Here is a 21,505-nt window from a genome sequence, read left to right on the forward strand (position 1 = left end):
GCACACCTCTCGGGAGGGCAGCCAGGCGAGCGCGCTGCGCCGCACTGGTCTGCGGCACTTCATACCCCTGGGGAACACGGGCCCTGGGTACACGGGCACGCTACTCCCTGACCCGACTCCCGCGCTGGGATTCGGCGCGAGGTGGTGCGGACGGTCAGGTGGTCGAGAAGACCTCGTCCGCTCCGGGCTCCCGCCCGCGGGAGGCGGCCAGCCCGCGACCCCAGGACCCGGCATACTTCCCGTCGTCCACCGCCAGGCCCGCCTCCCCGAGCTCCAGGGGCCGGAAGGTGTCGACCATCACCGCCGTCTCGTCGAAGTACTCCACACCCAGCGAGGCTTCCGTCGCTCCCGGCTGTGGACCGTGCGCGTGGCCACCGGGGTGCACCGAGATCGAGCCCTTGCCGATCCCGCTGCCCTTGCGCGCCTCGTAGTCGCCGTCCACGTAGAACATGATCTCGTCGGAGTCGACGTTGGAGTGGTAGTAGGGCACCGGGACCGCCAGCGGGTGGTAGTCGACCTTGCGCGGCACGAAGTTGCAGATGACGAAGTTGTGGCCCTCGAAGACCTGGTGCACCGGCGGCGGCTGATGCACGCGGCCGGTGATCGGCTCGAAGTCACGGATGTTGAAGACGTAGGGGTACAGGCAGCCGTCCCAGCCGACGACGTCGAAGGGGTGGTAGGGGTAGGTGTAGACGGTGCCGACCATGCCGCCGGTGGAGTGCTCGCCGTTCCCGCGGTGCTTGATGTAGACCTCGGTCGGCTCGTCGCGGTCCGCGCCCACGTCCTCGGCCAGCAGGGGGCCCTGCGGGGTCCGCAGGTCGCGCTCGCAGTAGGGCGCGTGCTCGAGCAGCTGGCCGAACCGGGACAGGTAGCGCTTCGGCGGGCCGATGTGGGAGTTGGCCTCGATGACGTAGGCCCGCAGCGGCTCCACGAACCCCTCGTCGCCCTCGACCAGCGGGATCCACCGGTGGGTGGTGGCTCTCGGGAGGATCATGTAGTCGCCCTGGGCGACGTCGAAGGCGCCGAAGACCGTCTCCACCCTGGCCCCGCCGCGCTCGACGTAGACGCACTCGTCTCCGATCGCGTTGCGGTAGTAGGGGCTCGGGCTATCCGCGACGACATACAGCAGGCGGACGTCGGCGTTACCCAGCACGAGCCGGCGGCCGGTCACCACGTCGACCCCGCCCTGCAACTTCACGGTGCCGCCCACCTCTTCATCAGCGCGAGACTCGACGAAGAGGTCGTGCAGTGTGAGGTGGCGCGGCAGCAACGGGTGGTTGGCGACGGTCGACATGTCGCCCAGGTCCCACACCCGCGCGTCGGCGATCGCCGAGGGGATGTTGCGGTGGTAGAGCAGGCTGGAGTCGGAGGAGAACCCCTCCTCCCCCATGAGCTCCTCGTAGTAGAGGTTGCCCCGGTCGTCGCGATGCTGGGTATGCCGTTTCGGCGACACGTTGCCTCTGCACTGGTAGTGGGCCATGGCATCTCCTCAGGATAGCGTCCGACTATCGGACAGCACTGTCGCCTCTGGCACCACCTTGCAGTAGCGTGCGGGGCATGTCAACGACGCCAGCCCTGCGCGCGCTGTTCCAGGAGTGGATCGACGACGCGGCCGTCTTCCCACCCGGCAACGCGCCTCCTCCCCGAGCCTGGTCCGAGCACGTCGAGATGCTGGCCGGTTCCGAGGGCGACCTGCTGGGCCCCTTGCTGATCGGGGCGTCCGCCGTCGAGGAGCTCGGGCGGGCCGTCCTGGTGCACGGCGCACCCGACCAGGTGTCCCCCGTGGAGGTCGCGGTCGTCGGTCGGGCGGGGACCTCGGTCGAGGACGTGGCCGGGGCGGTCCGGTCGCTGCAGGACCACGTCCTGCTCAGCGTGACCGGTGCCGAGGTCACCCACGGTGAGGGCGACTGGCGTCGGCTGGTCGACCTCGGCCTACGCACGGCCGTGGAGGTGCCCCGCCAGGGCCGCCACCTCGCACGGGCACTGGACGACCTCGGGGCCGGTGTCGCGGAGGAGGTCGGCGGCTCCACCGCTCCGGCCGCGCTGGCCAAGTGGCGCATCCAGGCCACACCCGCCGCCCCAGCGCCCGACGCGCAGCAGCTGGCCGACTTCCTCCTGGCCACGCACGAGCGAGGCCTGGCCTTCAAGCTCACCGGCGGGCTGCACCGGGCTGTGGCGCCGGGCCCGTCGGCGGACGAGCCGCACGGTGCGCTCAACATCCTGGTGGCCACCCACCAGCTGCTCCGGGGCGGCACTGCTGCTGAGCTGGTGGCCACCTTGGAGTCGCAGGACGGCGAGGAGCTCGCTGCGGTGCTGACCGGCCTGACGACGCCGCAGGTCGAGGAGCTGCGGGGCCGGTTCGTCTCCTTCGGCTGCTGCGGCGTCCTGGACCCCATCGGCGACCTGGCCGACCTGGGCCTGATCGTCACGACCTGATCAACTGGCCTGGTCACACCCCATACCCTCACCAAGGAGAGTTCATGACCTCGTCCAGGCACGTGCTGGACCTGCCGTCCGACCACCCGTTCAGCCTGCACCACCTGCCCTACGGCGCCGTGAGCGCCGGGCCGGACGCGACGCCCCGGTTGGCGGTGCGGGTCGGTGACCACGCCCTGGACCTGGCCGCCTTCGCGGCCGACACGCCGTGGGCCGGGCCGCTGGCCGCACCGGTCCTGAACCCCTTCCTGGAGCTCGGCCCCTCAGCCTGGGCGGGGCTGCGGGAGCACCTGAGCAGGGCCCTGACCGACCCGGAGCGACGAGCCGAGGTGGAGGAGCACCTGCGCCCCCTGGCCGGGATGACCACTCACCTGCCGCTGGAGGTCAGGGACTACGTCGACTTCTACGCCAGCGAGCAGCACGCCACCAACGTGGGCCGCATCTTCCGCCCCGAGGGGGAGCCGCTCACGCCGAACTGGAAGCACCTGCCCATCGGCTACCACGGCCGCTCCTCGACCATCGTCGTCTCCGGCACCGACATCCCCCGGCCCGTGGGCCAGCGCAAGGCGCCCAGCGACCCGCAGCCCACCTTCGGGCCGAGCACCAAGCTGGACATCGAGGCCGAGCTCGGGTTCGTGGTCGGCGGCTCGACGCCGCTCGGTTCGTCCGTCGGGATCGACGAGGCGGCTGACCACCTGTTCGGCGTGGCACTCTTCAACGACTGGTCGGCCCGGGACCTGCAAGCCTGGGAGTACGTCCCGCTCGGCCCCTTCCTGGGCAAGAGCTTCGCCTCCTCGGTCGCGGCGTGGATCACCCCGATGGCGGCCCTGGAGACGGCCCGCGTCGAGCTGCCGCCGCAGGACCCACGGCCGCTGCCCTACCTCACCGGGTCCGGGGCCGGCCTGTTCGGGCTGGACATCACCATGGAAGTCTCGCTCAACGGGACCGTGGTCTCGCGTCCGCCCTACCGCCAGATGTACTGGTCCCCCGCGCAGATGCTGGCGCATCTCACGGTCAACGGCGCCCGCCTGTCCAGCGGCGACCTCTTCGCCTCCGGGACCGTCTCGGGCACCCAGCGCGAGCAGCGAGGGTCCTTCCTGGAGCTCTCCTGGAACGGCACGGAGCCGTTCACGCTCCCGGACGGCTCGGAGCACACCTTTCTGCAGGACGGCGACACCGTGACGATCACCGCCACCGCACCTGGCCCCCACGGCTCGACGCTCGGCCTGGCCGAGGTCACCGGAACGATCCGGCCCACCCGCTGAGCGACAGCGGCGGGGCGACGGCCCACTGGCACCGCCCCACCCTGGGCGTCAGCCGCGCTGGTGGCGCACCACGTTCGTCTTGGCGGCCTTGTCGTGCAGCGCCTGGCGCTGCGGGTCCCACAGGGGCCACAGGTAGTTGAGCAGCGTCGCGATCCAGCCCAGGTAGGGAATCTGCGGCAGCAGCTGGTAGACCGCGCCCCGGATGGCGGCCGCCCCCAGACTGGGGTTGCCGGGGGTCTCGCGCAGCCGGACCCGCAGCCCGGTGACGAGCTTGCCGACCGTGCCCCCGAAGAGGTGCACCATGCCGATCTCGTAGACGAGCCCGAGGAGCAGCCCGCCCATCGTGACCCGGAACAGGTCGGACTCGAGCCCGGCCGGCATCGGCGGGGCCACCGCCGAGCCGGCCTGGGCCGTCGAGAGGACGTCGTCCATCCACATCGTGAGGTTGTCCGCGAAGTTCGGCGCCGCCAGCGGCAGCACGATGACGAAGCCCACGATGCCCAGGAGGATCCCGTCGATGAGCCTGGCCAGCACCCGGTGCCACCACCCCGCCAGCGGCTGTCCGTCCGGGGTGGTCGCCAGGCTGCCGGCCTGGCCGGGGTAGCCCCCCGGCATCGGGGCGCCCTGCCACTGTCCCTGCTGGGCGTAGGGCTGGTGCGGGTCATACCCGCCCTGCTGACCGTAGCCGCCCTGTCCGTAGCCACCCTGCTGGCCATGACCGCCTGAGCCGTAGCCACCCTGCTGGCCCGGGGCGCCCTGCCCGGGCGCCGCACCCCAGGGCCGCTGCTGGCTCTGCCCGGCGCGGTCCAGCCCCGGCTTCTGCTTGGGCGAGGTGTGGTTGGTCCACTGCACGCCGTCCCAGTAGCGGAGGTTGGCCTGGTCCTGGGGGTCGTCGTACCACCCTGCCTGCTGACTCATGGCCCTACTCTCCCACGCGCCCCTGCGCTGCTCGGCCGTCGCTCCCACCGCCGCGGCCCAGGTCCCCTCATCAGAGCGAGGCGAGCGGGGCGGCATACCGTGCCGGTATGCCGCCCCGCCCAGGGAGCCACGGGACGCTCAGAGGTTGCCGCGCTGCTCCTGCTCGCGCTCGATCGCCTGGAAGAGAGCCTTGAAGTTGCCCTTGCCGAAGCCGAGGGAGCCGTGCCGCTCGATCAGCTCGAAGAATACCGTGGGACGGTCCTGGACGGGCTTGGTGAAGATCTGCAGCAGATAGCCGTCCTCGTCGCGGTCGACGAGAATGCCACGCTTCTGCAGCTCCTCGATCGGCGCCCGGACGTTGCCGATCCGCTCGCGGAGCTTGGGGTCCTCGTAGTAGGAGTCGGGGGTGGCGAGGAACTCGATGCCGTTGGCGCGCATGTGGTCCACGGTCGAGATGATGTCGTTCGTGGCCAGCGCCAGGTGCTGCGCGCCCGGACCGCGGTAGAACTCCAGGTACTCGTCGATCTGCGACTTGCGCTTGCCGATCGCCGGCTCGTTGAGCGGGAACTTGACCCGGTGGTTGCCGTTGGCGACGACCTTCGACATCAGCGCGGAGTAGTCGGTGGCGATGTCGTCACCGATGAACTCGGCCATGTTCACAAAGCCCATGACCTTGTTGTAGAACTCCACCCACTCATCCATCCGGCCCAGCTCGACGTTGCCGACGATGTGGTCCAGGGCCTGGAAGAGACGCTTGGGCTCGCCGTCGCGCTTGACGTAGTCCGAGGTTCGCTCGACGTAACCGGGCAGGTAGGGGCCGCTGTAGGTCAGCTTGCCGTCGGCACCCTTGCGCTGGACGAGGGTATGCCGGGTCTCGCCGTAGGTGGCGATCGCGGCCACGCGGACGGTGCCGTGCTCGTCGGTGAGGTCCTCGGGCTCCTGCACGACGGTGGCGCCGATGCTGCGGGCGTGCGCGATGCAGCGATCGACGTCCGGGACCTCCAGGGAGATGTCGACGACGCCGTCGCCGTGGCGGCGGACGTGGTCGTGCAGCGGGCTGTCCGGGTCGACGCCGCCCTTGATGACGAACCTGATCGAGCCGGACTTCAGGACGAAGGCCTTGTGGTCACGGTTGCCGGTCTCCGGGCCCGAGTAACCGATCAGCTGCATACCGAAGGCGGACTGGTAGAAGTGCGCCGTCTGCGTCGCGTTGCCGACGACGAAGTGGATGGAGTCCCACCCGGTCACCGGGAAGACGTCCGAGGACTCGTCGTAGGGCACCAGGCCCACGAGCTGCTTGAGCTGGTCGAGCTCGAGGTCGGCCTCGCGCTCCTGGTCGGTCAGATGGACAACGGTGTCTGTCATACCCCGAGCGTGCGGCCAGGCAGTGGCACAGGGCAAGTGGATGCGAAATTGCTGGGCAGCATGCACACATTGACCCGCAGAGACGATCCGCTGGTGCACACTATGTCTATGTCGGAGACGGTGGACGAGCTCGACGCCCGGTTGCTGGCCCTGCTGGACGAGGATCCACAGATCGGGGTGCTGGGTGCGTCTCGGGCCCTGGGGGTGGCGCGGGGGACGGTGCAGGCCCGCCTGGACAAGATGGTCCGTCGTGGGGTGATCGCCAGCTTCGCCCCGTCGTTGGACCCGGCTGCTCTGGGGTACCCCGTGATGGCCTTCACCACCCTGGAGATCCGCCAGGGCACCGGGGGCGGGCCTGTCGTCGATCATGTCTCCGGCATCCCGGAGGTGCTCGAGGCGCACACCATCACCGGCTCCGGCGACGTGATGCTCAGGGTGGTCGCGCGGGACAACGCCCACCTGCAGCAGGTCATCGACCTGGTCGTCAGCCACCCCCTGGTGGACCGTTCCTCGACCCTGATCGCGCTGTCCACCCGGATCCCCTACCGCACCATGCCCCTGGTCCGGCGCAGCGCCGGGTCCTCGTGAACGGTCAGCAGATCTGACCGGTGAGACTGCGGGCGAGCGCGCGGGCGGCTGCGACGACCTTGTCCTGGACAGGCGGAGGTGGGCCCATGGTCACCACCCCGACGGAGGCTTCCAGGCCGGGGACGTCCGGCACCCATGCGGCGACCCCGTGCGCGCCCGGCTGCAGCTCGCCGGTCGTGGCGACGGGCAGGCTGTCCCCGCTGCGCCGCCCGGCGAGAATGGCCCGCCCGGCGGCACCCCGGTCCAGCGGGTGTCGGCTGCCGACCCGGTAGGAGACGTGGAAGTCGGTCCAGCTCGGCTCGACCACGACGAGGGCCAGCGCTTGCTCCCCGTCGGCGACGGTGAGGTGGGCCGTGGCGCCGACCTGGTCGGCGAGCTCACGCAGCAACGGCCGGGCCAGCTCCACCAGCATCGGCCGCACGGACAGCTGCAGCCGGGTCACGCCCAGCCCGAGCCGCACCCGCCCGTCCTCCCCGCGGGTGACGAAGTCGCGGGCCTGCAGCGTCGCCACGAGCCGGTAGACGATCGCCCGCCCCACGCCGAGCTCCTGCGCCAAGGCCGAGATCGTCATCCCTGCCGAGCCCCCGGCACTGCCCAGCAGCTGGAGCACCTGCAGCCCCCGGTCGAGGGTCTGAGAGGTCTCCGCGGCCGAGGTCACCCCTGCAGGCTAGCGGCGTCCGAGCCGGCGAGCGGCGTCCGAGCAGGCAGCAGCGCCCGAGCAGGCAGCAGCGCCCGACGTCGGCGCGGCCCGGCTGCCCGGCGTGCCCTGTGGACAAGCCGAGTCATCCGTCCCGTCCCCTCGGCATGCTGGCTGCCATGGACAGCCTGGGTATGGTGCGGGCCGCGCTGGAGGCGCACGACCGGGTGCTCACGACCGAGGACCTGGACCGTCTCGGCCTCAGCCCCGCCGCGATCCGTCAGCTGGTGGCTGGCGGCGAGCTGCACCGCTACCGTCGTTCCGCCTTCATCGACGGGCATCTCTGGCGCGCCGCTCCGCCCTGGGAGCGCCATGCGCTGCGGGCGCGAGCCGTCGCCCGGTCCCTCGGCCTGCCCACCGGCCCCTACCTCCTGAGCCACCACTCCGCGCTCGTCCTGCACGGTGTCGGGGTGTTCGGCGTCGACGACCTGGTGCATCTGGTGCGCACCGACGGCGGCCGCGGCCGCAAGGACGGCACCGTGCACGTTCACGCACCGGTGCCGCCGAGCTTCGCTGCACCGATCCCCGCAACGCCCAGCGGGCTACCGACGGTGACGGTGGCGCACGCCTGCGCGCAGGTGGCAGCAGCATTCGGCACCGAGGCGGGCCTGGTCAGCGCCGACGCCGCACTGCGGCAGGACCTCACCTCACCGGCCCTGCTCGTCAGGGCCGCGCAGGACGTCACGGGCCGAGTGGCCTCCGTCGTCCATGACGGGATGCAGCTCGCCGACGGACGGAGCGGCTCCGCCGGCGAGAGCCGCACCAGGTGGCTGCTGCACTGGCTGGCGATGCCGCTGCCGGAGCTGCAGGCCGTGATCCGCGACGCCTCGGGAGACCTCGTCGCCATCACCGACTTCCTGTTCCGCGACCAGTGGACCGTCGTGGAGTTCGACGGTGCGCTGAAGTACGCCACGGCGGCTGACCTGGTGGCGGAGAAGCTGCGGGAGGACCGGCTGAGGGAGCTCGGCTACGAGGTCGTGCGGGTCACCTGGGCCGACCTGGAGCACCCCGCACGGGTGGTGGCCCGAATCCGAGCGGCTTTCGTCCGTGCGGCGGCCCGACGGACCAGGGCCGCCTGACCGGACGGTGGCGACCCGACGGGCCAGGGCAGCCTGGACCGGACGGTGGCGACCTCGGGTTGTGGCGCCTAGCACGGAAACTGACCGCAGGCGTGGATATCCCCCGCGGGCCGACACTTTCCCGGCACAGGGAGGGGTCACCCTTCGCCGGGTGACATCACACGGCAGCCTCCTGCCGGCCACCCCGAGTCCGGCGCAGAACTGCGCCGTGCAGGCCCCGCGGACCTAACGGCGCCCGACGAACCAGTGACGGATCTTCTCGATCCGTGCCTGCACCTGCTCGCTGGAGGCGGTGGCGAGCTCGGGGCCACCGCATACCCGGCGCAGCTCGGCGTGGACGACCGCGTGCGGCTGGCCCTTCTTCTGGGCGTAGGCCGAGACGAGCTTGTTCAGCTCCTTGCGGTGCTCGGCCAGCGCACGGTGGGCCGAGACGGCCTGCGCCCGTTCCTGACCGCCACCGCGGCCGACCTGCTTCTTCTGCCGCTCGCGCAGGACGTGCGCCACCTGGTCCGGCTCGAGGAGGCCGGGCAGCCCGAGAAACTCCTCCTCGTCCTCCGAGCCGGGCAGGCCGCCGAGGCCGAACTGCTCGGCGTCGAAGAGGACGTGGTCGAACTCGGCGTCGGAGCCGAGCGCCTCGAAACTGCCCTCCAGCTCGCCGGAGGCGTTGTCCTGGGCGTTGGCGGCAGCCAGCAGCCCGTCCTCCTCCGACCACAGCTGCTCGCCGTCGTCGTCCTTCTTCTTGTTGAGGGCGTGGTCACGCTCCTGCTCCATCGAACCGGCGTGCGCGAGAAGGAGGGAGACGTTGGGCAGGAAGATCGAGGCGGTCTCGCCACGGCGCCGCGCCCGGACGAACCGGCCCACGGCCTGGGCGAAGAAGAGAGGGGTCGAGGTGGAGGTGGCGTAGACCCCGACGCACAACCGGGGGACGTCGACACCCTCGGAGACCATGCGGACCGCGACCATCCAGCGCGAGGTCCCCTCCGCAAACTCCTCGATGCGGGCCGAGGCGCCGGAGTCGTCGGAGAGCACCACCGTGGGCCGCTCGCCGGTCAGCTCGTGCAGCTGCTTGGCATACGCGCGGGCCGAGCGCTGGTCGGAGGCGATGACCAGGCCGCCGGCGTCGTCGACGTGCCGGCGCACCTCGGTCAGCCGCTTGTCGGCCGCGCGCAGCACCGACGGCACCCACTCCCCCGACGGGTCCAGCGCGGTGCGCCAGGCCTGCTTGGTCACGTCCTTGGTCAGCGGCTCGCCCAGCCGGACCTCCAGCTCGTCGCCGACCTTGGTCCGCCAGCGCATGGTGCCGCCGTAGGACAGGAAGAGCACCGGCCGCACCACGCCGTCCCGCAGGGCCTCCGCGTAGCCGTAGGTGTAGTCCGCGGCCGAGCGCAGGATCCCCTCGGCATCCATCTCGTAGCGCACGAACGGGATCGCCGCGGTGTCCGAACGGAAAGGGGTGCCGGTGAGCGCCAGCCGTCGCTGTGCCGGCTCGAAGGCCTCCCGGACGGCCTCGCCCCAGGAGAGCGCGTCACCGCCGTGATGGATCTCGTCGAGGATGACGAGCGTGCGGGCAGCCTCGGTGCGGGCCCGGTGCAGCAGAGGCTTGCTCGCCACCCCGGCGTAGGTGACCGCCACCCCGTCATACTCGCGGCCGTGCCGGCCCTGCGCGTTGGCGAAGCGCGGGTCGATGCGGATGCCGACCTTCGCAGCCGCCTCCGCCCACTGGATCTTCAGGTGCTCGGTGGGGGCGACGATGGTGATCCGCTGCACCTCGCCGCGGTCGAGCAGCTCGGTGGCCACGCGCAGGGCGAAGGTGGTCTTGCCGGCGCCTGGGGTGGCCACCGCGAGGAAGTCGCGGGGCCGTTCGGTGAGGTACTGCTCCAGCGCCGCCGCCTGCCAGGCGCGCAGCTTTCCGGCGGTCCCCCAGGCGGCGCGCTCGGGATAGGCGGGAGGCAGATGGGAGGCGGCAGCAGTCGACATGGCCGACCCAGGATAGGTGCTTTTTCCGGGTGACTCACCCGGCCGGGCGCGCCCGGGAGAGGGGTGGACGACGTGGTATGGCGTGTCGTCCGGCGGTGGCGGTGACCCGGCGAGAACGGTCCCGTCCGGGCTCCGCGTCAGCCCTGCGGCCCGGGTCGGTCAGCCCTCGCCACCGCCGCCGCCACCGGGTCCGCCGCTGCCGCCGCTGCCCGACCCGCCGTCCTGCGGCTCGCGCAGGCCCTCGTAGATCTCCTTGCACATGGGGCAGACGGGGAACTTCTCGGGGTCGCGGCCGGGCACCCACACCTTGCCGCACAGCGCGATCACCGGGTTGCCGGTCATCGCGGACTCCATGATCTTCTCCTTGCGCACGTAGTGCGCGAACCGCTCGTGGTCGCCGGGCTCCTGCAGGTCCGGATCGACCCGGGTGTCCTCCCGCTCCAGCAGCGCCGTCTGCGTCTGCGGCGACATGGGGGCCTCGGGAGCCTCAGGAGCATCGAGCGGCTGGTCGGACATGCGGGTCTCCATACGGTCAGTGTAGGCAGGCCCTGACGATCACGGTCCGGACCGGCGCGAGGGATGCCACCCTCCGCTAGCCTCGAACGATGACGCGTCGCGCCCCCATGGCCTTGGTGGTCGCCCTCGTCCTCGCCGGGTGCGGGGCGGGCGGTGCGGACAGTGCGACGGAGGCCGGCGAGACCAGCGGCGAGGCCGCGAGCGGTGCGCTGACGACTGGTGTCCAGCAGCCAGATCCGGTCGACGAGACCAGCGGCGAGGGCGCGGACGGTGCGGCGGCGACTGACGCCGGCGGGGACCGCCCGACCGACTCGTTCGCGGTCACCGAGCAGGGCACCTTCGACGAGGGCTGGGCGATGACCTTCCTGCCCGGGACCGACCACCTGCTCATCACCGAACGCGGGGGCGCCCTGAAGCTGCGCGACCAGACGACCGGCGAGGTCACCGAGGTCAGCGGCGTCCCGCAGGTGCACCACTCAGGGCAGGCGGGGATGCACGACGTCATCCCGTCTCCCTCCTTCGAGCAGGACGGGACGATCTACCTCAGCTGGGTCCGCAGGACCGACGACGGGGTACAGGGCGTGGTCGGCCGGGGCACGCTCGACACGGACGCGGCCGCCCTCTCCGACGTCGAGGTGCTGTGGCAGCAGACTCCGCGGTCCGGGGACGGGCACTTCTCGTTGCGGATGCTCATCCAGGATGACCACCTGTTCGTCACGTCCGGCGACCGACAGGAACTGACCCCTGCGCAGGGGCTGGACACCAACCTCGGCAAGGTCCTGCGGCTGACCCTCGACGGGGAGCCGGCACCGGGCAACCCGTGGGCCGACCAGGGCGGGGTTGCCGCCGAGCTGTGGACCATCGGTCACCGCAACCCGCTGGGCATCGCGGAAGACTCCCGCGGACGGATCTGGGTCTCGGAGATGGGGCCGCAGGGCGGCGACGAGCTCAACCTGGTGGTGGCGGGCGAGAACTACGGCTGGCCCGAGGCCTCCATGGGCGTGCACTACGGCGGTGCCGACATCCCGGACCACGAAACCGGCGACGGCTTCCAGGCCCCGGCCGCCTGGTGGGTCCCGTCCATCTCGCCCGGCAACCTGCTCATCTACTCGGGCGAGCTGTTCGCCGGATGGGCGGACAGTGCGCTGCTGGGCGGCCTGTCCGGGCAGAACCTGGTGAGGGTCGCGCTCGACGGCGAGCAGGCCGACGTGGTGGACGGGTGGGACATGGGCGAGCGGGTCCGCGAGGTCGAGCAGGCCCCCGACGGCGGCGCGATCTGGGTGCTGGAGGACGGTCCGGGCGGCCGGCTGCTCGAGCTGCGGCCCGAGCCCACGAGGTAGGTCATCGAGTGCTGCACCCATGCGCGCCTGCGGGCAGATTCCCGTGCATCCCCACGTCACTCGGTGAGCGGCAGGCGTTCAGACCGGAGCGCGCAGCTCAGTTTTGGTCGGCGTCCGGGGTCCAGGTGGTGGCGAAGGAGACCGCGGAGCGCTGACGCAGCAGGACCTCGCGCCAGAGCTCGGAGGTGTCCTCGTGGAAGGGGTCGCGGGGCTCGCGGGGTATGACGTACCAGGCACCCTGGCGGATCTCGCCGTCCAGCTGGCCGGGTCCCCATCCGCTGTAGCCGACGAAGATGCGGAAGGCGCCGAGCTCCGGCACGACCAGCGGTGCGGGGGCGTCGAGGTCGACCAGGCCGATGCCGCCGAAGAGCAGCTGCGTGCCGAGCGGCGGGTCGCCGGGGTCGTGGCCCGGCACGCTGACCAGACCCATCGCCGTGTCCATCCCGACCGGCCCGCCCCGGAAGAGCACCCCGGGCGAGGTCACGAACGGCTGCCACTCGGGCAGGACGACGTCGACGCCGGCGTCCAGGGGCTGGTTGAGCACCAGCCCGTGGGCGCCCTCCTCGTCGTGGTGGAGCACGAGCACGACTGCATGCTCGAACGGCTCTCCCGTCATCGGGGTCGCGACGAGCAGCTCGCCGGTGACGTGCCCGGCAGGAGCCCAGGCGCTGCGCTCGGTCATCCTCTCCTCACCCGCTGGTCGACGGACGGCATACCCCCATCATGACGCCACCGGGCTACCAGGCGCGCCACGAGCACGCCGACGGCGACGCCGGACAGGTTGGCCAGCGCGTCCGCCAGCTCCGCGACACGGTTGGGTGCCAGCGCGTGCTGCAGCGGCTCGGCGGCCAGCGCGTGCACCAGAAGGAGGAGCACCACGCACCGGGCGCGGAGCAGCCCGGCCAGCGCGGTCGGCACCGCGAAGGCCACGAAGTGCCCGACCTTGTCCAGGCCCGGTATGCCGTCCGGCCCGGGCATGGTGGGGGCGTAGAGACCGGACACCTGGGCCACCAGAGCGAGGGTGAGCAGCACCCACCCGAGCAGGCGCAGCCGACCTGGAGCGGGCCGGCCCGTCATCCCGGTCAGGCCGTGCCCTCCTCGACCTTCTCGCCCTTCTCGCCCTTCTCCTGCTTCTCGCGCTCCTCGCGGTCCCTCCTCGCGGCGGCCTCGACGGCCTGGGCGACCGCCTTGGTCGCCTGCGGGTTGAAGACGCTGGGGATGATGTAGGTCGGGTTGAGCTCGTCCGGGGTCACGACGTCGGCGAGCGCCGAGGCAGCGGCCAGGAGCATGTCGTCGTCGATGTGCCCGCTGGCGGCGTCGAGCAGACCGCGGAAGACGCCGGGGAAGACCAGGACGTTGTTGATCTGGTTGGCGAAGTCGCTGCGCCCGGTGGCGACGACTGTCGCGTGGCGGCCGGCCTCCACCGGGTCCACCTCGGGGACCGGGTTGGCCATCGCGAACACGATGGCGTCCTCGTTCATCTGCGCGATGTCGTCGCCGGTGAGGATGTTGCCGGCCGAGACCCCGATGAAGACGTCGGCGCCGACGAGCGCCTCCTTGAGGGTGCCGGTCTCCATCGCCCGGTTGGTCTGGCTGGCGATCCAGGCCAGGTTGCCGTTGTCCCCGCGCATCACGTCGGGGCGGCGGGAGTGGATGACCCCGTCCACGTCCGCGACGATGAGGTCCGTGACCCCGGCCAGCAGCAGCAGCCGGATGATCGCTGAGCCCGCGGCGCCCGCGCCGGACATGACGACCTTGACCTCGCCCAGCTCCTTCTCCACCACGCGCAGGGCGTTCTTCAGCGCGGCGAGCGCGACGATGGCCGTGCCGTGCTGGTCGTCGTGGAAGACCGGGATGTCCAGCTCGCGCCGCAGCCGGTCCTCGATGTAGAAGCAGCGGGGCGCGGAGATGTCCTCCAGGTTGATCCCGGCGAAGCCGGGCGACAGGGCCTTGACGATGCGGACGATCTCGTCGGCGTCGTGGGCGTCGAGGCAGATGGGGAAGGCATCGATGTCGGCGAACCGCTTGAACAGCGCCGCCTTGCCCTCCATCACCGGCAGCGCCGCGAGCGGGCCGATGTCACCCAGGCCGAGCACCGCCGAGCCGTCGGTGACGACCGCGACCGTGTTGCGCTTGATGGTCAGGCTGCGGGCATCCTCGGGGTTCTGCGCGATCGCCTGGCAGATCTTGGCCACGCCGGGCGTGTAGACCAGCGAGAGGTCGTCGCGGTTGCGGATCGGCAGCTTGGACTTGACCTCGAGCTTGCCCCCGAGGTGCGCCAGGAAGGTGCGGTCGCTGACGCGGCCGATCTCGACCCCGTCGACCTGGCTGATCGCCTCGACGACCTCGGCTGCGTGGCGGGTGCCGTGGGTGGCGATGGTCAGGTCGGCCTGCAGCCGCTCAGTGCCCGACTCGCTGATGTCAACGGCGGTGACCATGCCCCCGACGTCGGCCACGGCGGTGGTGATCTCGGAGACCGCGGTCACCCGGGCGGGCAGCTCGAGCCGGACGGTGATGGAGTTGGACACGGAGGGCACAGGGCTCATGACGTCCTATTGTTCCGTATGCGGCCCGCAGCTTCGGACGGTGCTCATCGCTGCCACACCAGGACGTCGTCACACCAGGTCCGCACGAGCCCCTCGTCGTGCGAGGCGAGCAGCACACCGGCCCCCGTGGCGTGCTGGTGCTCGTGCACCGCCGCCACCACCGCGCGGGCGGTGGCCCCGTCCACCATCGCCGTCGGCTCGTCCAGCAGCAGGTAGTCCGGCTGCATCGCCAGCGCCCGCGCCAGCACGACCCGCTGCAGCTGGCCCCCGGACACCTCGTCCGGGCGCCGTTGGGCGATCTCGGGCGCCAGACCGACCCGGTCCAGCAGCGTGGCGACGACCTCCGGTCCGCTCGGTCGACCGGCCAGCACCAGCGGCTCGGCCAGGGTCCTGCCCAGGCTCCACCGCGGGTCGACGGACGACCGCGGGTCCTGGGGGACGTAGCCGATCCGTCTGCGGACGTCGGCCGGCACGCGGTGCCCGGTCCCCCGGATCCGTCGGCCGTCCAGCTCCACGTGCCCGCGGGCGGGGGTATGGAGCAGGGCCAGGGCGCGCAGCAGGCTGGTCTTGCCGGCACCGGAGGGGGCCATCAGACCGGTGGTCCGGTCGGGGGCGACGTGCACGTCCAGGCCCTCCGTGACGACGTGCCCACGGCCCCTGACGATGGTCAGGTCGACACCGACCAGGCCGGTGCGCCGCTCGGCGACCGGCGCGGTGGCCCGCGCCGGGCCGGAGGCCGCCGGCTCGCCCTCACAGGCCGGCGGGGTGACGGGCCTCTCGCCAGGTGCGGTGGCCGGGCCGACGGGCTGACGCGGCCGTAGTCGGTGGGCAGGGTGATAGCCGTGATGATGGGCCTGATGATGGCCGGCCCGGCGGACCCGCTCGACCACGGCACCGGGCTGCTGACGTCCGCTGGCCCGGCCTGCGTCGAGCTCGACGACAGCATCGGCGACCTGCTCGGCCAGGGACAGGTCGTGGGTGACGACGAGCACGGCCCGGCCCTCGTCGTGGGCCAGCACGCGCAGCTCGTCGCCCACCCGTACCGCGCGGTCGCGGTCCAGCCCCGTGGTCGGCTCGTCGGCGAGCACCAGAGCGGGATCCCCGAGCAGCGCCAGCGCGTTGGAGACCCGTTGGACCTGGCCTCCGGAGAGCTGGGCGGGCAGTCGGCCGTCCCAGGCTGCGTCGACGTCGTGCCGGGTCCGGGCACGCTGGGCCAGCGCAGCCACTCCCTCAGGCGGCACATGGACGCGAGCCTTCTCGCGCAGGTGGGCCCCGACCGACAGGACCGGTGTGAGCGTGGCCAGGGGCGCCTGCGGCAACCAGGCGGCGATGCGGCCGCGCTGGCGTTCCCACTCGCGGGCCGGCGGGTCGAGCAGGTCGACGGTCTGGTCCATGGCTGACCACCGGGCCTCCCCACGCACCCATGCCCCTGCCGGCAGCAGACCGAGCAGGGCCGAGATCAGCGTCGACTTGCCCGCGCCGCTCGGCCCCAGGAGGACGACCACCTCTGCCGGCCGCACCTGCAGGTCGACGTGGTCGAGCACGGTGAGGTGGACGCCGTCCTCCTGGGGCAGGGCCACACCGAGGCCCTCGACCACGAGGCCGAGACGCTTCTCGCCGTCAGGCCGGTCCTGCCCGATCCCGGTCACGCGGCCGGTCACGAGCGTCCCACCGACACGGGGCGCAGCCGTTCGGCCAGCCAGTACACGGCCAGGCTGAGCAGGACCAGCACCAGCCCCGGCAGCACGGCGGGCCACCAGTGCCCTGCCAGGACCGCCGAACGCGACTGCTCGATGAGCGTGCCGAGCGAGGCCCGGTCGTCCTGCAGGCCCAGCCCCAGGAAGCTCAGCGCCGACTCGTGCATGATCGCGTGCGGCACCATGAGCACGGTGGCCAGCAGCGCCCGCGACAGCACATGGCCCAGCAGGTGCCGGCTGAGCACCCACCAGCGGCTCGCCCCGGCCCCGACGGCGGCCTCGACGAAGCCGGACCCGGTCAGGGCCAGCATCTCTGCTCGCACGATCCGGGCGGTCGTCGTCCAGTGGGTCACGGCGACGCTGATCACGACGCTGCTCAGCGAGGGGCCCAGCAGGGCGACGATGACGATGCCGAGCACCAGGTGCGGCAGCGCGTTGACCGCGTCGACCAGGCGCATGAGCAGCGAGTCCAGCCAGCCGCCGGCGCGGTGGGCGACCGACCCTGCCAGCCCTCCGACGAGCACACCGATCACGCTGGAGGTGCCGGCGGCGGCGAGCCCGACCAGGAGCGAGACCCTGGCACCCGCCAGCGTGCGCTCCAGCAGGTCCCGACCCGCGTGGTCGGTCCCGAAGAGGTGGTCCGCGGAGGGGGGCAGCCAGGACCGGGCGAAGTCCGCCGTCTGCCCCACCCCACCCCCGCCGAGAAGGAGCACCGCCGCCAGGATCGCCACGAGGCCCAGAACCCACCGGGCACCCCGCGGGCCGGCCGTCGGGCCAGCGCCTGAAGTGGCGGCGGTGGCGGGCCACCGCCTGCGCATCTGCATACCGGGTCCGGCTGCCCGGTTGCTCGGGCCTCGCCCCACCCACGGGCGCAGGTGGGCGTCGCGCACGGTGCGCCACGGCTCAGCCATCGCGCTCCCCCACCCGCGGGTCGACGAGGCGGTAGAGCAGGTCGGCCGCCAGGTTGCCCAGCACCACGATGACCGTGCTCAGGACTGTGACGGCCGCAAGCAGTGCGAAGTCGAGCCGCAGCGCGGACTCGACGATGGCGCTGGCGATGCCGGGCCAGGAGAAGACCACCTCCACCAGCACCGCTCCGGTGATGAGCTCGGGCAGACGGACGCCGAGCACCGTGACCAGGGGCAGCAGGGCGGGGCGGACCGCGTGCGACCAGAGAACCTGCCGACGGGGTATGCCGCGGGCCCAGGCACCGCGCACCGCGGGCCCGGCGAGCGCGTCGCGGGTCGCGTCGCGGACGACGAGGGCGTACCAGGGCAGCTGGGAGAGGGCCAGCACCGAGACGGGCAGGACGGCGTGCCGCAGCACGTCCAGCGGGTGCACGCCGACGGCGCTCAGGCTCGTGGCACCGCCCGTGGGCAGCCACCCCAGCGCGACGGCGAACAGCCAGATCGCCACCAGACCCAGCCAGAACGGCGGAGCAGCCTGGAGGGAGATCAGGCCCGCGCCCACCGCCCGGTCGACCACGGCGCCAGGGCGCGTGCCGGTCCAGGCGCCCAGCAGCACACCCAGCGCCACAGCGAGGAGCAGGGCCACAGCCATGAGACCCAGCGTCCACGGCAGCCGCTCGGCCAGGACCGTGGCGACCGGGCGGCGCAGGATGGTCGAGGCGCCCAGGTCACCGGTCAGGGCGTTGCCCCACCACGCCGCCCACTGCTGCAGGGCGGAGGTCTCACCCATCCGCTCGCGCATCGCCTGCAGGGTGGGCCCGTCCATGGTGAGCGCCCGCTCCCCCAGGGCTGCCGCCACCGGGTCGAACGGCGCTGCCTGGGCCAGCGCGAACATGGCCAGGGTCACCCCGGCCAGCAGCAGCGGCAGCAGCAGGAGCCGGCCCAGGACCAGCCGGCCCACCGCGCGGTCGGTGCGGCGCCGGTGGGAGGAGGTGGTCGGTCCGGCGGCGGTCACTGACTGGCGCTGGTCCAGGCGGGCAGGTTCCACCACGGCCCGCCCTGCAGACCGTGCTCGTGCGGCTCGACCAGCGGCACGTCATACCCCTGCCAGACCCCTGCCCGGATGACGTAGTCATGACCCACGTAGGCCAGGAAGATCCACGGCAGATCCTGGACGAGCAGCTCCTGGACCTCGGCGTAGGCCGCGTTTCGATCCGCCTTGTCCCGTGCGCTCCGGCCGGCCTCGAGAGCGGCGTCCATCCGTGGCGAGCGGTAGTCGCCCGGGTTGTCGAAACCGACCCCGGCCCGGGAGGAGTGCAGCAGCGGGTAGGTGGACAGGTCGGCGTCGTAGGGGTTGCCGGAGCCGTAGACCAGCGGGTCCTGGCTCATCCGCGGCTCGATCGCGTCCCACGACAAGCCGTCGGGCGTGACCTCGATCCCCAGCTCGCGGGCCTGGGCCTGCACGTCGAGGGCGATGTTCTGGCGCAGGGTGTCGCCGGCGGGGTACATGAGCGTCAGCTCGGCGCGCTGACCGTCACGGACCCGGGTGCCGTCGGCGCCCGCCTGCCACCCGGCCTCCTCAAGAGCCGCCCGCGCCGCAGGGACGTCGGTGTCGACCTCGACGACGGAGGAGTACTCCGCGGCCTCGGGCGGGATCGGACCGTGCGCGGGCCGCCCAGAGCCGGCGAGAGCACCGTCGACGAGAGACTGCCGGTCCAGGCCGATGTTCAGGGCCTGCCGGACGGCCGGGTCGCCGGCGACCGGGTGCGCCTCGGGCATGATGATCGCGCGGAAGTCGCTGGTGTCGCGCCGCACCACCTCGAAGGCGTCGTCGCCCTCGAACCGGGCCAGCGCGGTGGCCGGGAGCAGCGCCCCGTCCGCCTCGCCCGACACCACCCTTGCCACGCGGGCCGCGTCGTCCTCGGCGAAGACGAAGGTGGCCCGGGCGACCTCGGCGCGCGGCCCCCAGTAGTCGTCGTGAGCTGTGAGCACCAGCCGGTCGCCGGGGCGGTAGGAGTCGATCGTGTAGGGGCCGGTGCCCACCACCTGTCCGCCGTCCAGGTCGCTGTCCGCTGCGACGACCCCCAGCACGGTGGCGACCGGGAAGGAGCCGTGCGGGTGCTCCAGGGTGAAGCGGACGGTGTGCTCGTCGACGGCCTCGACGGACGCCAGCGCCGTCAGGTCGGCCGCGACCGGGGAGCCGAGGTCAGGATCGAGCGCCGACTCGTAGGTGTAGACGACGTCGTCGGCCGTCAGCGGGGAGCCGTCGTGGAAGTGGACTCCCTCACGCAGCGTGTAGGTCCACGTCAGCCCGTCGTCGCTGACCTCGGGCAAGGACTCGGCGAGCAGCGGCTCGGGAGTGAGGTCTTCCCCGAGCCGGAGGAGGCCCTCGACCACCTTGCCGTCGCCCCAGCGTGCGTAGCCCAGCACCGGGTTGAGCGTGTCCGGCTCCGAGCCGAGGGCGATGACGACCTCCTGCGCCGACCCCGATGCGGCCGGGAGGTCCATGGCTGCCTGCGGGGTGTCGACCCGGGTCGGGTCGACGCAGGCGCTGGTCAGCAGCCCGACAGAGGCCAGCAGGAGGAGAGGCGTCCGTCGGGCGGTGGGCATGGGGTCGATGCTAAGGGGTGGGGACGCCCTCGCAGAGCACCCGGAAGGCACCGTGGAAGAGATCACGGTGCGGGTCTGTTGACGCCGTTATGAGCACCGTAGAGCTGACCGCAGAGACCTTCGAGCAGACCGTGACCGGCAACGACATCGTCCTCGTGGACTGGTGGGCCGACTGGTGCGGCCCGTGCAAGATGTTCGCCCCGGTCTACGACCAGGCCTCGGCCCAGCACGAGGACGTCGTCTTCGGCAAGGTCGACACCGAGGACCAGCAAGCGCTGGCCGCCAGCGCCGGGATCAGCTCGATCCCGACGATCATGGCGTTCAAGGAGGGCATGCTGGTCTTCAGCCAGGCCGGCGCGCTGCCCGCCCGTGACCTGGACTCGGTGATCACCCAGGTCAAGGAGCTGGACATGGACGAGGTCCGGGCCAAGGTGGCGGCTGCCCAGCAGGACGGCGAGAGCGGGGCCGGCCAGGCCTGAGGGCCACCCGGCACACGTCATACCCCGGACGGCGGATGAGCCTGCCGTCGGCTAACGGGACGCGGGTACAGCACGGGGGTCAAGGGGACGCGGGGGTCGACTTGCGCAGCCTGCCCCTGTGCACCAACCGCTGCGAAAGGACCGCATGATCACCGCTCGCCGAAGGATGACCCTGACCGCCGGAGTCGCCAGCCTTGCCCTCTTCGGGCTGGCCGGGTGCTCCAGCGACGACACTGAGGAGCCCACCACCCCGGCCGTCCAGGAAGAGCAGCAGGACACCGGGACCGAGCCCACGGAGGACCCGGCTGCCCAGACCGCCGCCGAGGACACCGCAGACAACACCGCCGACGATGTGGCCGACGCCACCGAGCCGGCCGGTGGCACGGGCACCGAGGACACGACCGAGGAGCCCGCTGCCGGCAGCGGCGACTACACGACCGCGCCCTGGGCGGAGCCGGTGACGGACGTCGGTGAGCTCCTCACGACCGTCGAGCTCGGCGACGTCGTGGTCGAGGTCTTCCAGGTCGGTGTCACCCAGGCGACCAAGACCGGCGGGTTCGTCGACCCGGAGGAGAACGAGCCCATCATCGACGTGGGCGACGACATCGTCTTCGTCAACTACGTCGTCACCAACCATGGTGACCCGCTCGACCTCGGCTCCACGCTGGTCGATGTCAGCCCCCGCTACGAGGACTGGCCGTACATGCAGGGGATGGACTCCATCACCGACTTCGAGCTGACGGAGGAGATGGGGGTCAACAGGACCGCCATCGCGCCGGGCGACATGCCCGACCCGATCATCTACACGCTGGGCACCGGGGAGAGCTTCTCCGTGGGTGACAACTTCCATCACCAGCCCGGGTCTGCCATCACCTTCGCGGCCCGCTACACCCCCGTCGACGACGAGGGCGAGCTGCTGCACGAGGAGCGCATCGAGACCGAGGCGTCCGCGACGATCGAGTGACCCAGGCCCGGGCCCGCGCAGCAGCATCGTGCGCGGACCTCGGAGCCCACGACACCACGACGCCCCGCCACCTCCTGGTGGCGGGGCGTCGCCGTCTGTGGTGTGAGCAGGGTCGTCTCG

General features: G+C 72.1%; 20 protein-coding genes. 7 read left to right on the forward strand and 13 right to left on the reverse strand.

The window, feature by feature from the left end; all coding sequences use genetic code 11:
* Positions 1 to 154: 154 nt before the first annotated feature.
* A complete protein-coding gene (locus tag ESZ52_RS12640; protein WP_131105240.1) occupies positions 155 to 1,480 on the reverse strand; it encodes a homogentisate 1,2-dioxygenase in 1,326 nt (441 codons plus the stop codon).
* A gap of 77 nt (positions 1,481 to 1,557) precedes the next feature.
* Between ESZ52_RS12640 and ESZ52_RS12645 the strand changes: the two genes are divergently transcribed.
* Positions 1,558 to 2,436: a hypothetical protein gene (locus ESZ52_RS12645; protein WP_131105241.1), complete on the forward strand. Its 879-nt coding sequence runs from the start codon at positions 1,558 to 1,560 to the stop codon at positions 2,434 to 2,436.
* A 44-nt stretch (positions 2,437 to 2,480) separates the two neighbouring features.
* On the forward strand, positions 2,481 to 3,701 hold the full coding sequence (gene fahA, locus ESZ52_RS12650) for a fumarylacetoacetase (protein ID WP_131105242.1): 1,221 nt from the start codon (positions 2,481 to 2,483) through the stop codon (positions 3,699 to 3,701).
* 48 nt (positions 3,702 to 3,749) lie between these two features.
* Here the strand turns inward: fahA and ESZ52_RS19730 are convergent, their stop codons facing one another.
* Positions 3,750 to 4,619 carry an RDD family protein gene (locus tag ESZ52_RS19730; protein ID WP_181009972.1) on the reverse strand — a complete coding sequence of 290 codons (870 nt, stop codon included), beginning with the start codon at positions 4,617 to 4,619 and terminating at the stop codon, positions 3,750 to 3,752.
* 138 nt (positions 4,620 to 4,757) lie between these two features.
* Positions 4,758 to 5,984 (reverse strand): 4-hydroxyphenylpyruvate dioxygenase, encoded by a 1,227-nt coding sequence (hppD, locus tag ESZ52_RS12660; protein ID WP_131105244.1) that lies wholly within the window; start codon positions 5,982 to 5,984, stop codon positions 4,758 to 4,760.
* A gap of 108 nt (positions 5,985 to 6,092) precedes the next feature.
* On the opposite strand from hppD, the gene ESZ52_RS12665 reads away from it, so the two are divergent.
* Complete coding sequence (locus ESZ52_RS12665; protein ID WP_131105245.1) at positions 6,093 to 6,572, forward strand: Lrp/AsnC family transcriptional regulator; 480 nt, start codon at positions 6,093 to 6,095, stop codon at positions 6,570 to 6,572.
* A gap of 4 nt (positions 6,573 to 6,576) precedes the next feature.
* Here ESZ52_RS12665 and ESZ52_RS12670 read toward each other — a convergent pair whose 3' ends face one another.
* On the reverse strand, positions 6,577 to 7,230 hold the full coding sequence (locus ESZ52_RS12670) for an IclR family transcriptional regulator (protein ID WP_131105246.1): 654 nt from the start codon (positions 7,228 to 7,230) through the stop codon (positions 6,577 to 6,579).
* Positions 7,231 to 7,388: 158 nt separating this feature from the next.
* Here ESZ52_RS12670 and ESZ52_RS12675 point away from each other — a divergent pair, with 158 nt between their 5' ends.
* Positions 7,389 to 8,348 carry a type IV toxin-antitoxin system AbiEi family antitoxin domain-containing protein gene (locus ESZ52_RS12675; protein ID WP_131105247.1) on the forward strand — a complete coding sequence of 320 codons (960 nt, stop codon included), beginning with the start codon at positions 7,389 to 7,391 and terminating at the stop codon, positions 8,346 to 8,348.
* A gap of 225 nt (positions 8,349 to 8,573) precedes the next feature.
* Here the strand turns inward: ESZ52_RS12675 and ESZ52_RS12680 are convergent, their stop codons facing one another.
* Both ESZ52_RS12680 and ESZ52_RS12685 read right to left on the reverse strand, forming a co-directional pair.
* The gene (locus ESZ52_RS12680; protein WP_131105248.1) at positions 8,574 to 10,325 is read right to left on the reverse strand and encodes a DEAD/DEAH box helicase; all 1,752 of its coding nucleotides are present in this window, start codon (positions 10,323 to 10,325) and stop codon (positions 8,574 to 8,576) included.
* A 159-nt stretch (positions 10,326 to 10,484) separates the two neighbouring features.
* Positions 10,485 to 10,853: a DUF3039 domain-containing protein gene (locus tag ESZ52_RS12685; protein ID WP_131105249.1), complete on the reverse strand. Its 369-nt coding sequence runs from the start codon at positions 10,851 to 10,853 to the stop codon at positions 10,485 to 10,487.
* 77 nt (positions 10,854 to 10,930) lie between these two features.
* Here ESZ52_RS12685 and ESZ52_RS12690 point away from each other — a divergent pair, with 77 nt between their 5' ends.
* Positions 10,931 to 12,181: a PQQ-dependent sugar dehydrogenase gene (locus ESZ52_RS12690; protein WP_202865336.1), complete on the forward strand. Its 1,251-nt coding sequence runs from the start codon at positions 10,931 to 10,933 to the stop codon at positions 12,179 to 12,181.
* A 97-nt stretch (positions 12,182 to 12,278) separates the two neighbouring features.
* On the opposite strand, the gene ESZ52_RS12695 is transcribed toward ESZ52_RS12690, so the two are convergent.
* The 7 genes from ESZ52_RS12695 to ESZ52_RS12725 are packed head-to-tail and all read right to left on the reverse strand — an operon-like array spanning position 12,279 to position 19,942.
* Positions 12,279 to 12,863 (reverse strand): YqgE/AlgH family protein, encoded by a 585-nt coding sequence (locus ESZ52_RS12695; RefSeq protein ID WP_131105250.1) that lies wholly within the window; start codon positions 12,861 to 12,863, stop codon positions 12,279 to 12,281.
* A complete protein-coding gene (locus tag ESZ52_RS12700) occupies positions 12,860 to 13,258 on the reverse strand; it encodes a VanZ family protein (protein WP_131105251.1) in 399 nt (132 codons plus the stop codon). The genes ESZ52_RS12695 and ESZ52_RS12700 overlap by 4 nt, the downstream gene beginning before the upstream one ends.
* Positions 13,259 to 13,263: 5 nt before the next feature.
* Positions 13,264 to 14,727, reverse strand: a complete 1,464-nt coding sequence (locus ESZ52_RS12705) for an NAD-dependent malic enzyme (RefSeq protein WP_131105252.1) — start codon at positions 14,725 to 14,727, stop codon at positions 13,264 to 13,266.
* A 44-nt stretch (positions 14,728 to 14,771) separates the two neighbouring features.
* Positions 14,772 to 16,388, reverse strand: a complete 1,617-nt coding sequence (locus ESZ52_RS12710; RefSeq protein WP_181009971.1) for an ABC transporter ATP-binding protein — start codon at positions 16,386 to 16,388, stop codon at positions 14,772 to 14,774.
* Positions 16,385 to 17,335, reverse strand: coding sequence for an ABC transporter permease (locus ESZ52_RS12715; protein ID WP_131105254.1), 951 nt, complete (start codon positions 17,333 to 17,335; stop codon positions 16,385 to 16,387). Before ESZ52_RS12715 ends, ESZ52_RS12710 begins: the two co-directional genes overlap by 4 nt.
* On the reverse strand, positions 17,328 to 18,380 hold the full coding sequence (locus tag ESZ52_RS12720) for an ABC transporter permease (protein ID WP_202865337.1): 1,053 nt from the start codon (positions 18,378 to 18,380) through the stop codon (positions 17,328 to 17,330). The genes ESZ52_RS12715 and ESZ52_RS12720 overlap by 8 nt, the downstream gene beginning before the upstream one ends.
* A complete protein-coding gene (locus tag ESZ52_RS12725) occupies positions 18,344 to 19,942 on the reverse strand; it encodes an ABC transporter substrate-binding protein (RefSeq protein WP_131105255.1) in 1,599 nt (532 codons plus the stop codon). The genes ESZ52_RS12720 and ESZ52_RS12725 overlap by 37 nt, the downstream gene beginning before the upstream one ends.
* Before the next feature lie 89 nt (positions 19,943 to 20,031).
* On the opposite strand from ESZ52_RS12725, the gene trxA reads away from it, so the two are divergent.
* Positions 20,032 to 20,421 (forward strand): thioredoxin, encoded by a 390-nt coding sequence (gene trxA, locus ESZ52_RS12730; protein WP_131105256.1) that lies wholly within the window; start codon positions 20,032 to 20,034, stop codon positions 20,419 to 20,421.
* A 145-nt stretch (positions 20,422 to 20,566) separates the two neighbouring features.
* Positions 20,567 to 21,385, forward strand: coding sequence for a hypothetical protein (locus ESZ52_RS12735; protein WP_145968830.1), 819 nt, complete (start codon positions 20,567 to 20,569; stop codon positions 21,383 to 21,385).
* The last annotated feature ends 120 nt before the right edge of the window (positions 21,386 to 21,505 follow it).

The sequence above is a fragment of the Ornithinimicrobium sufpigmenti genome, from assembly GCF_004322775.1.
Taxonomy (GTDB): Bacteria; Actinomycetota; Actinomycetes; order Actinomycetales; family Dermatophilaceae; genus Ornithinicoccus; species Ornithinicoccus sufpigmenti.

Coding starts and splice junctions, on each gene's coding strand:
- ESZ52_RS12735 (WP_145968830.1), top strand. CDS start 20,567: ATGATCACCGCTCGCCGAAGGATGACCCTGACCGCCGGAGTCGCCAGC.
- ESZ52_RS12680 (WP_131105248.1), bottom strand. CDS start 10,325: ATGTCGACTGCTGCCGCCTCCCATCTGCCTCCCGCCTATCCCGAGCGC.
- ESZ52_RS12640 (WP_131105240.1), bottom strand. CDS start 1,480: ATGGCCCACTACCAGTGCAGAGGCAACGTGTCGCCGAAACGGCATACC.
- fahA (WP_131105242.1), top strand. CDS start 2,481: ATGACCTCGTCCAGGCACGTGCTGGACCTGCCGTCCGACCACCCGTTC.
- ESZ52_RS12700 (WP_131105251.1), bottom strand. CDS start 13,258: ATGACGGGCCGGCCCGCTCCAGGTCGGCTGCGCCTGCTCGGGTGGGTG.
- ESZ52_RS12695 (WP_131105250.1), bottom strand. CDS start 12,863: ATGACCGAGCGCAGCGCCTGGGCTCCTGCCGGGCACGTCACCGGCGAG.
- ESZ52_RS12675 (WP_131105247.1), top strand. CDS start 7,389: ATGGACAGCCTGGGTATGGTGCGGGCCGCGCTGGAGGCGCACGACCGG.
- ESZ52_RS12705 (WP_131105252.1), bottom strand. CDS start 14,727: ATGAGCCCTGTGCCCTCCGTGTCCAACTCCATCACCGTCCGGCTCGAG.
- ESZ52_RS12715 (WP_131105254.1), bottom strand. CDS start 17,335: ATGGCTGAGCCGTGGCGCACCGTGCGCGACGCCCACCTGCGCCCGTGG.
- ESZ52_RS12645 (WP_131105241.1), top strand. CDS start 1,558: ATGTCAACGACGCCAGCCCTGCGCGCGCTGTTCCAGGAGTGGATCGAC.
- ESZ52_RS12690 (WP_202865336.1), top strand. CDS start 10,931: ATGACGCGTCGCGCCCCCATGGCCTTGGTGGTCGCCCTCGTCCTCGCC.
- ESZ52_RS12685 (WP_131105249.1), bottom strand. CDS start 10,853: ATGGAGACCCGCATGTCCGACCAGCCGCTCGATGCTCCTGAGGCTCCC.
- ESZ52_RS12665 (WP_131105245.1), top strand. CDS start 6,093: ATGTCGGAGACGGTGGACGAGCTCGACGCCCGGTTGCTGGCCCTGCTG.
- ESZ52_RS19730 (WP_181009972.1), bottom strand. CDS start 4,619: ATGAGTCAGCAGGCAGGGTGGTACGACGACCCCCAGGACCAGGCCAAC.
- hppD (WP_131105244.1), bottom strand. CDS start 5,984: ATGACAGACACCGTTGTCCATCTGACCGACCAGGAGCGCGAGGCCGAC.
- ESZ52_RS12725 (WP_131105255.1), bottom strand. CDS start 19,942: ATGCCCACCGCCCGACGGACGCCTCTCCTCCTGCTGGCCTCTGTCGGG.
- trxA (WP_131105256.1), top strand. CDS start 20,032: ATGAGCACCGTAGAGCTGACCGCAGAGACCTTCGAGCAGACCGTGACC.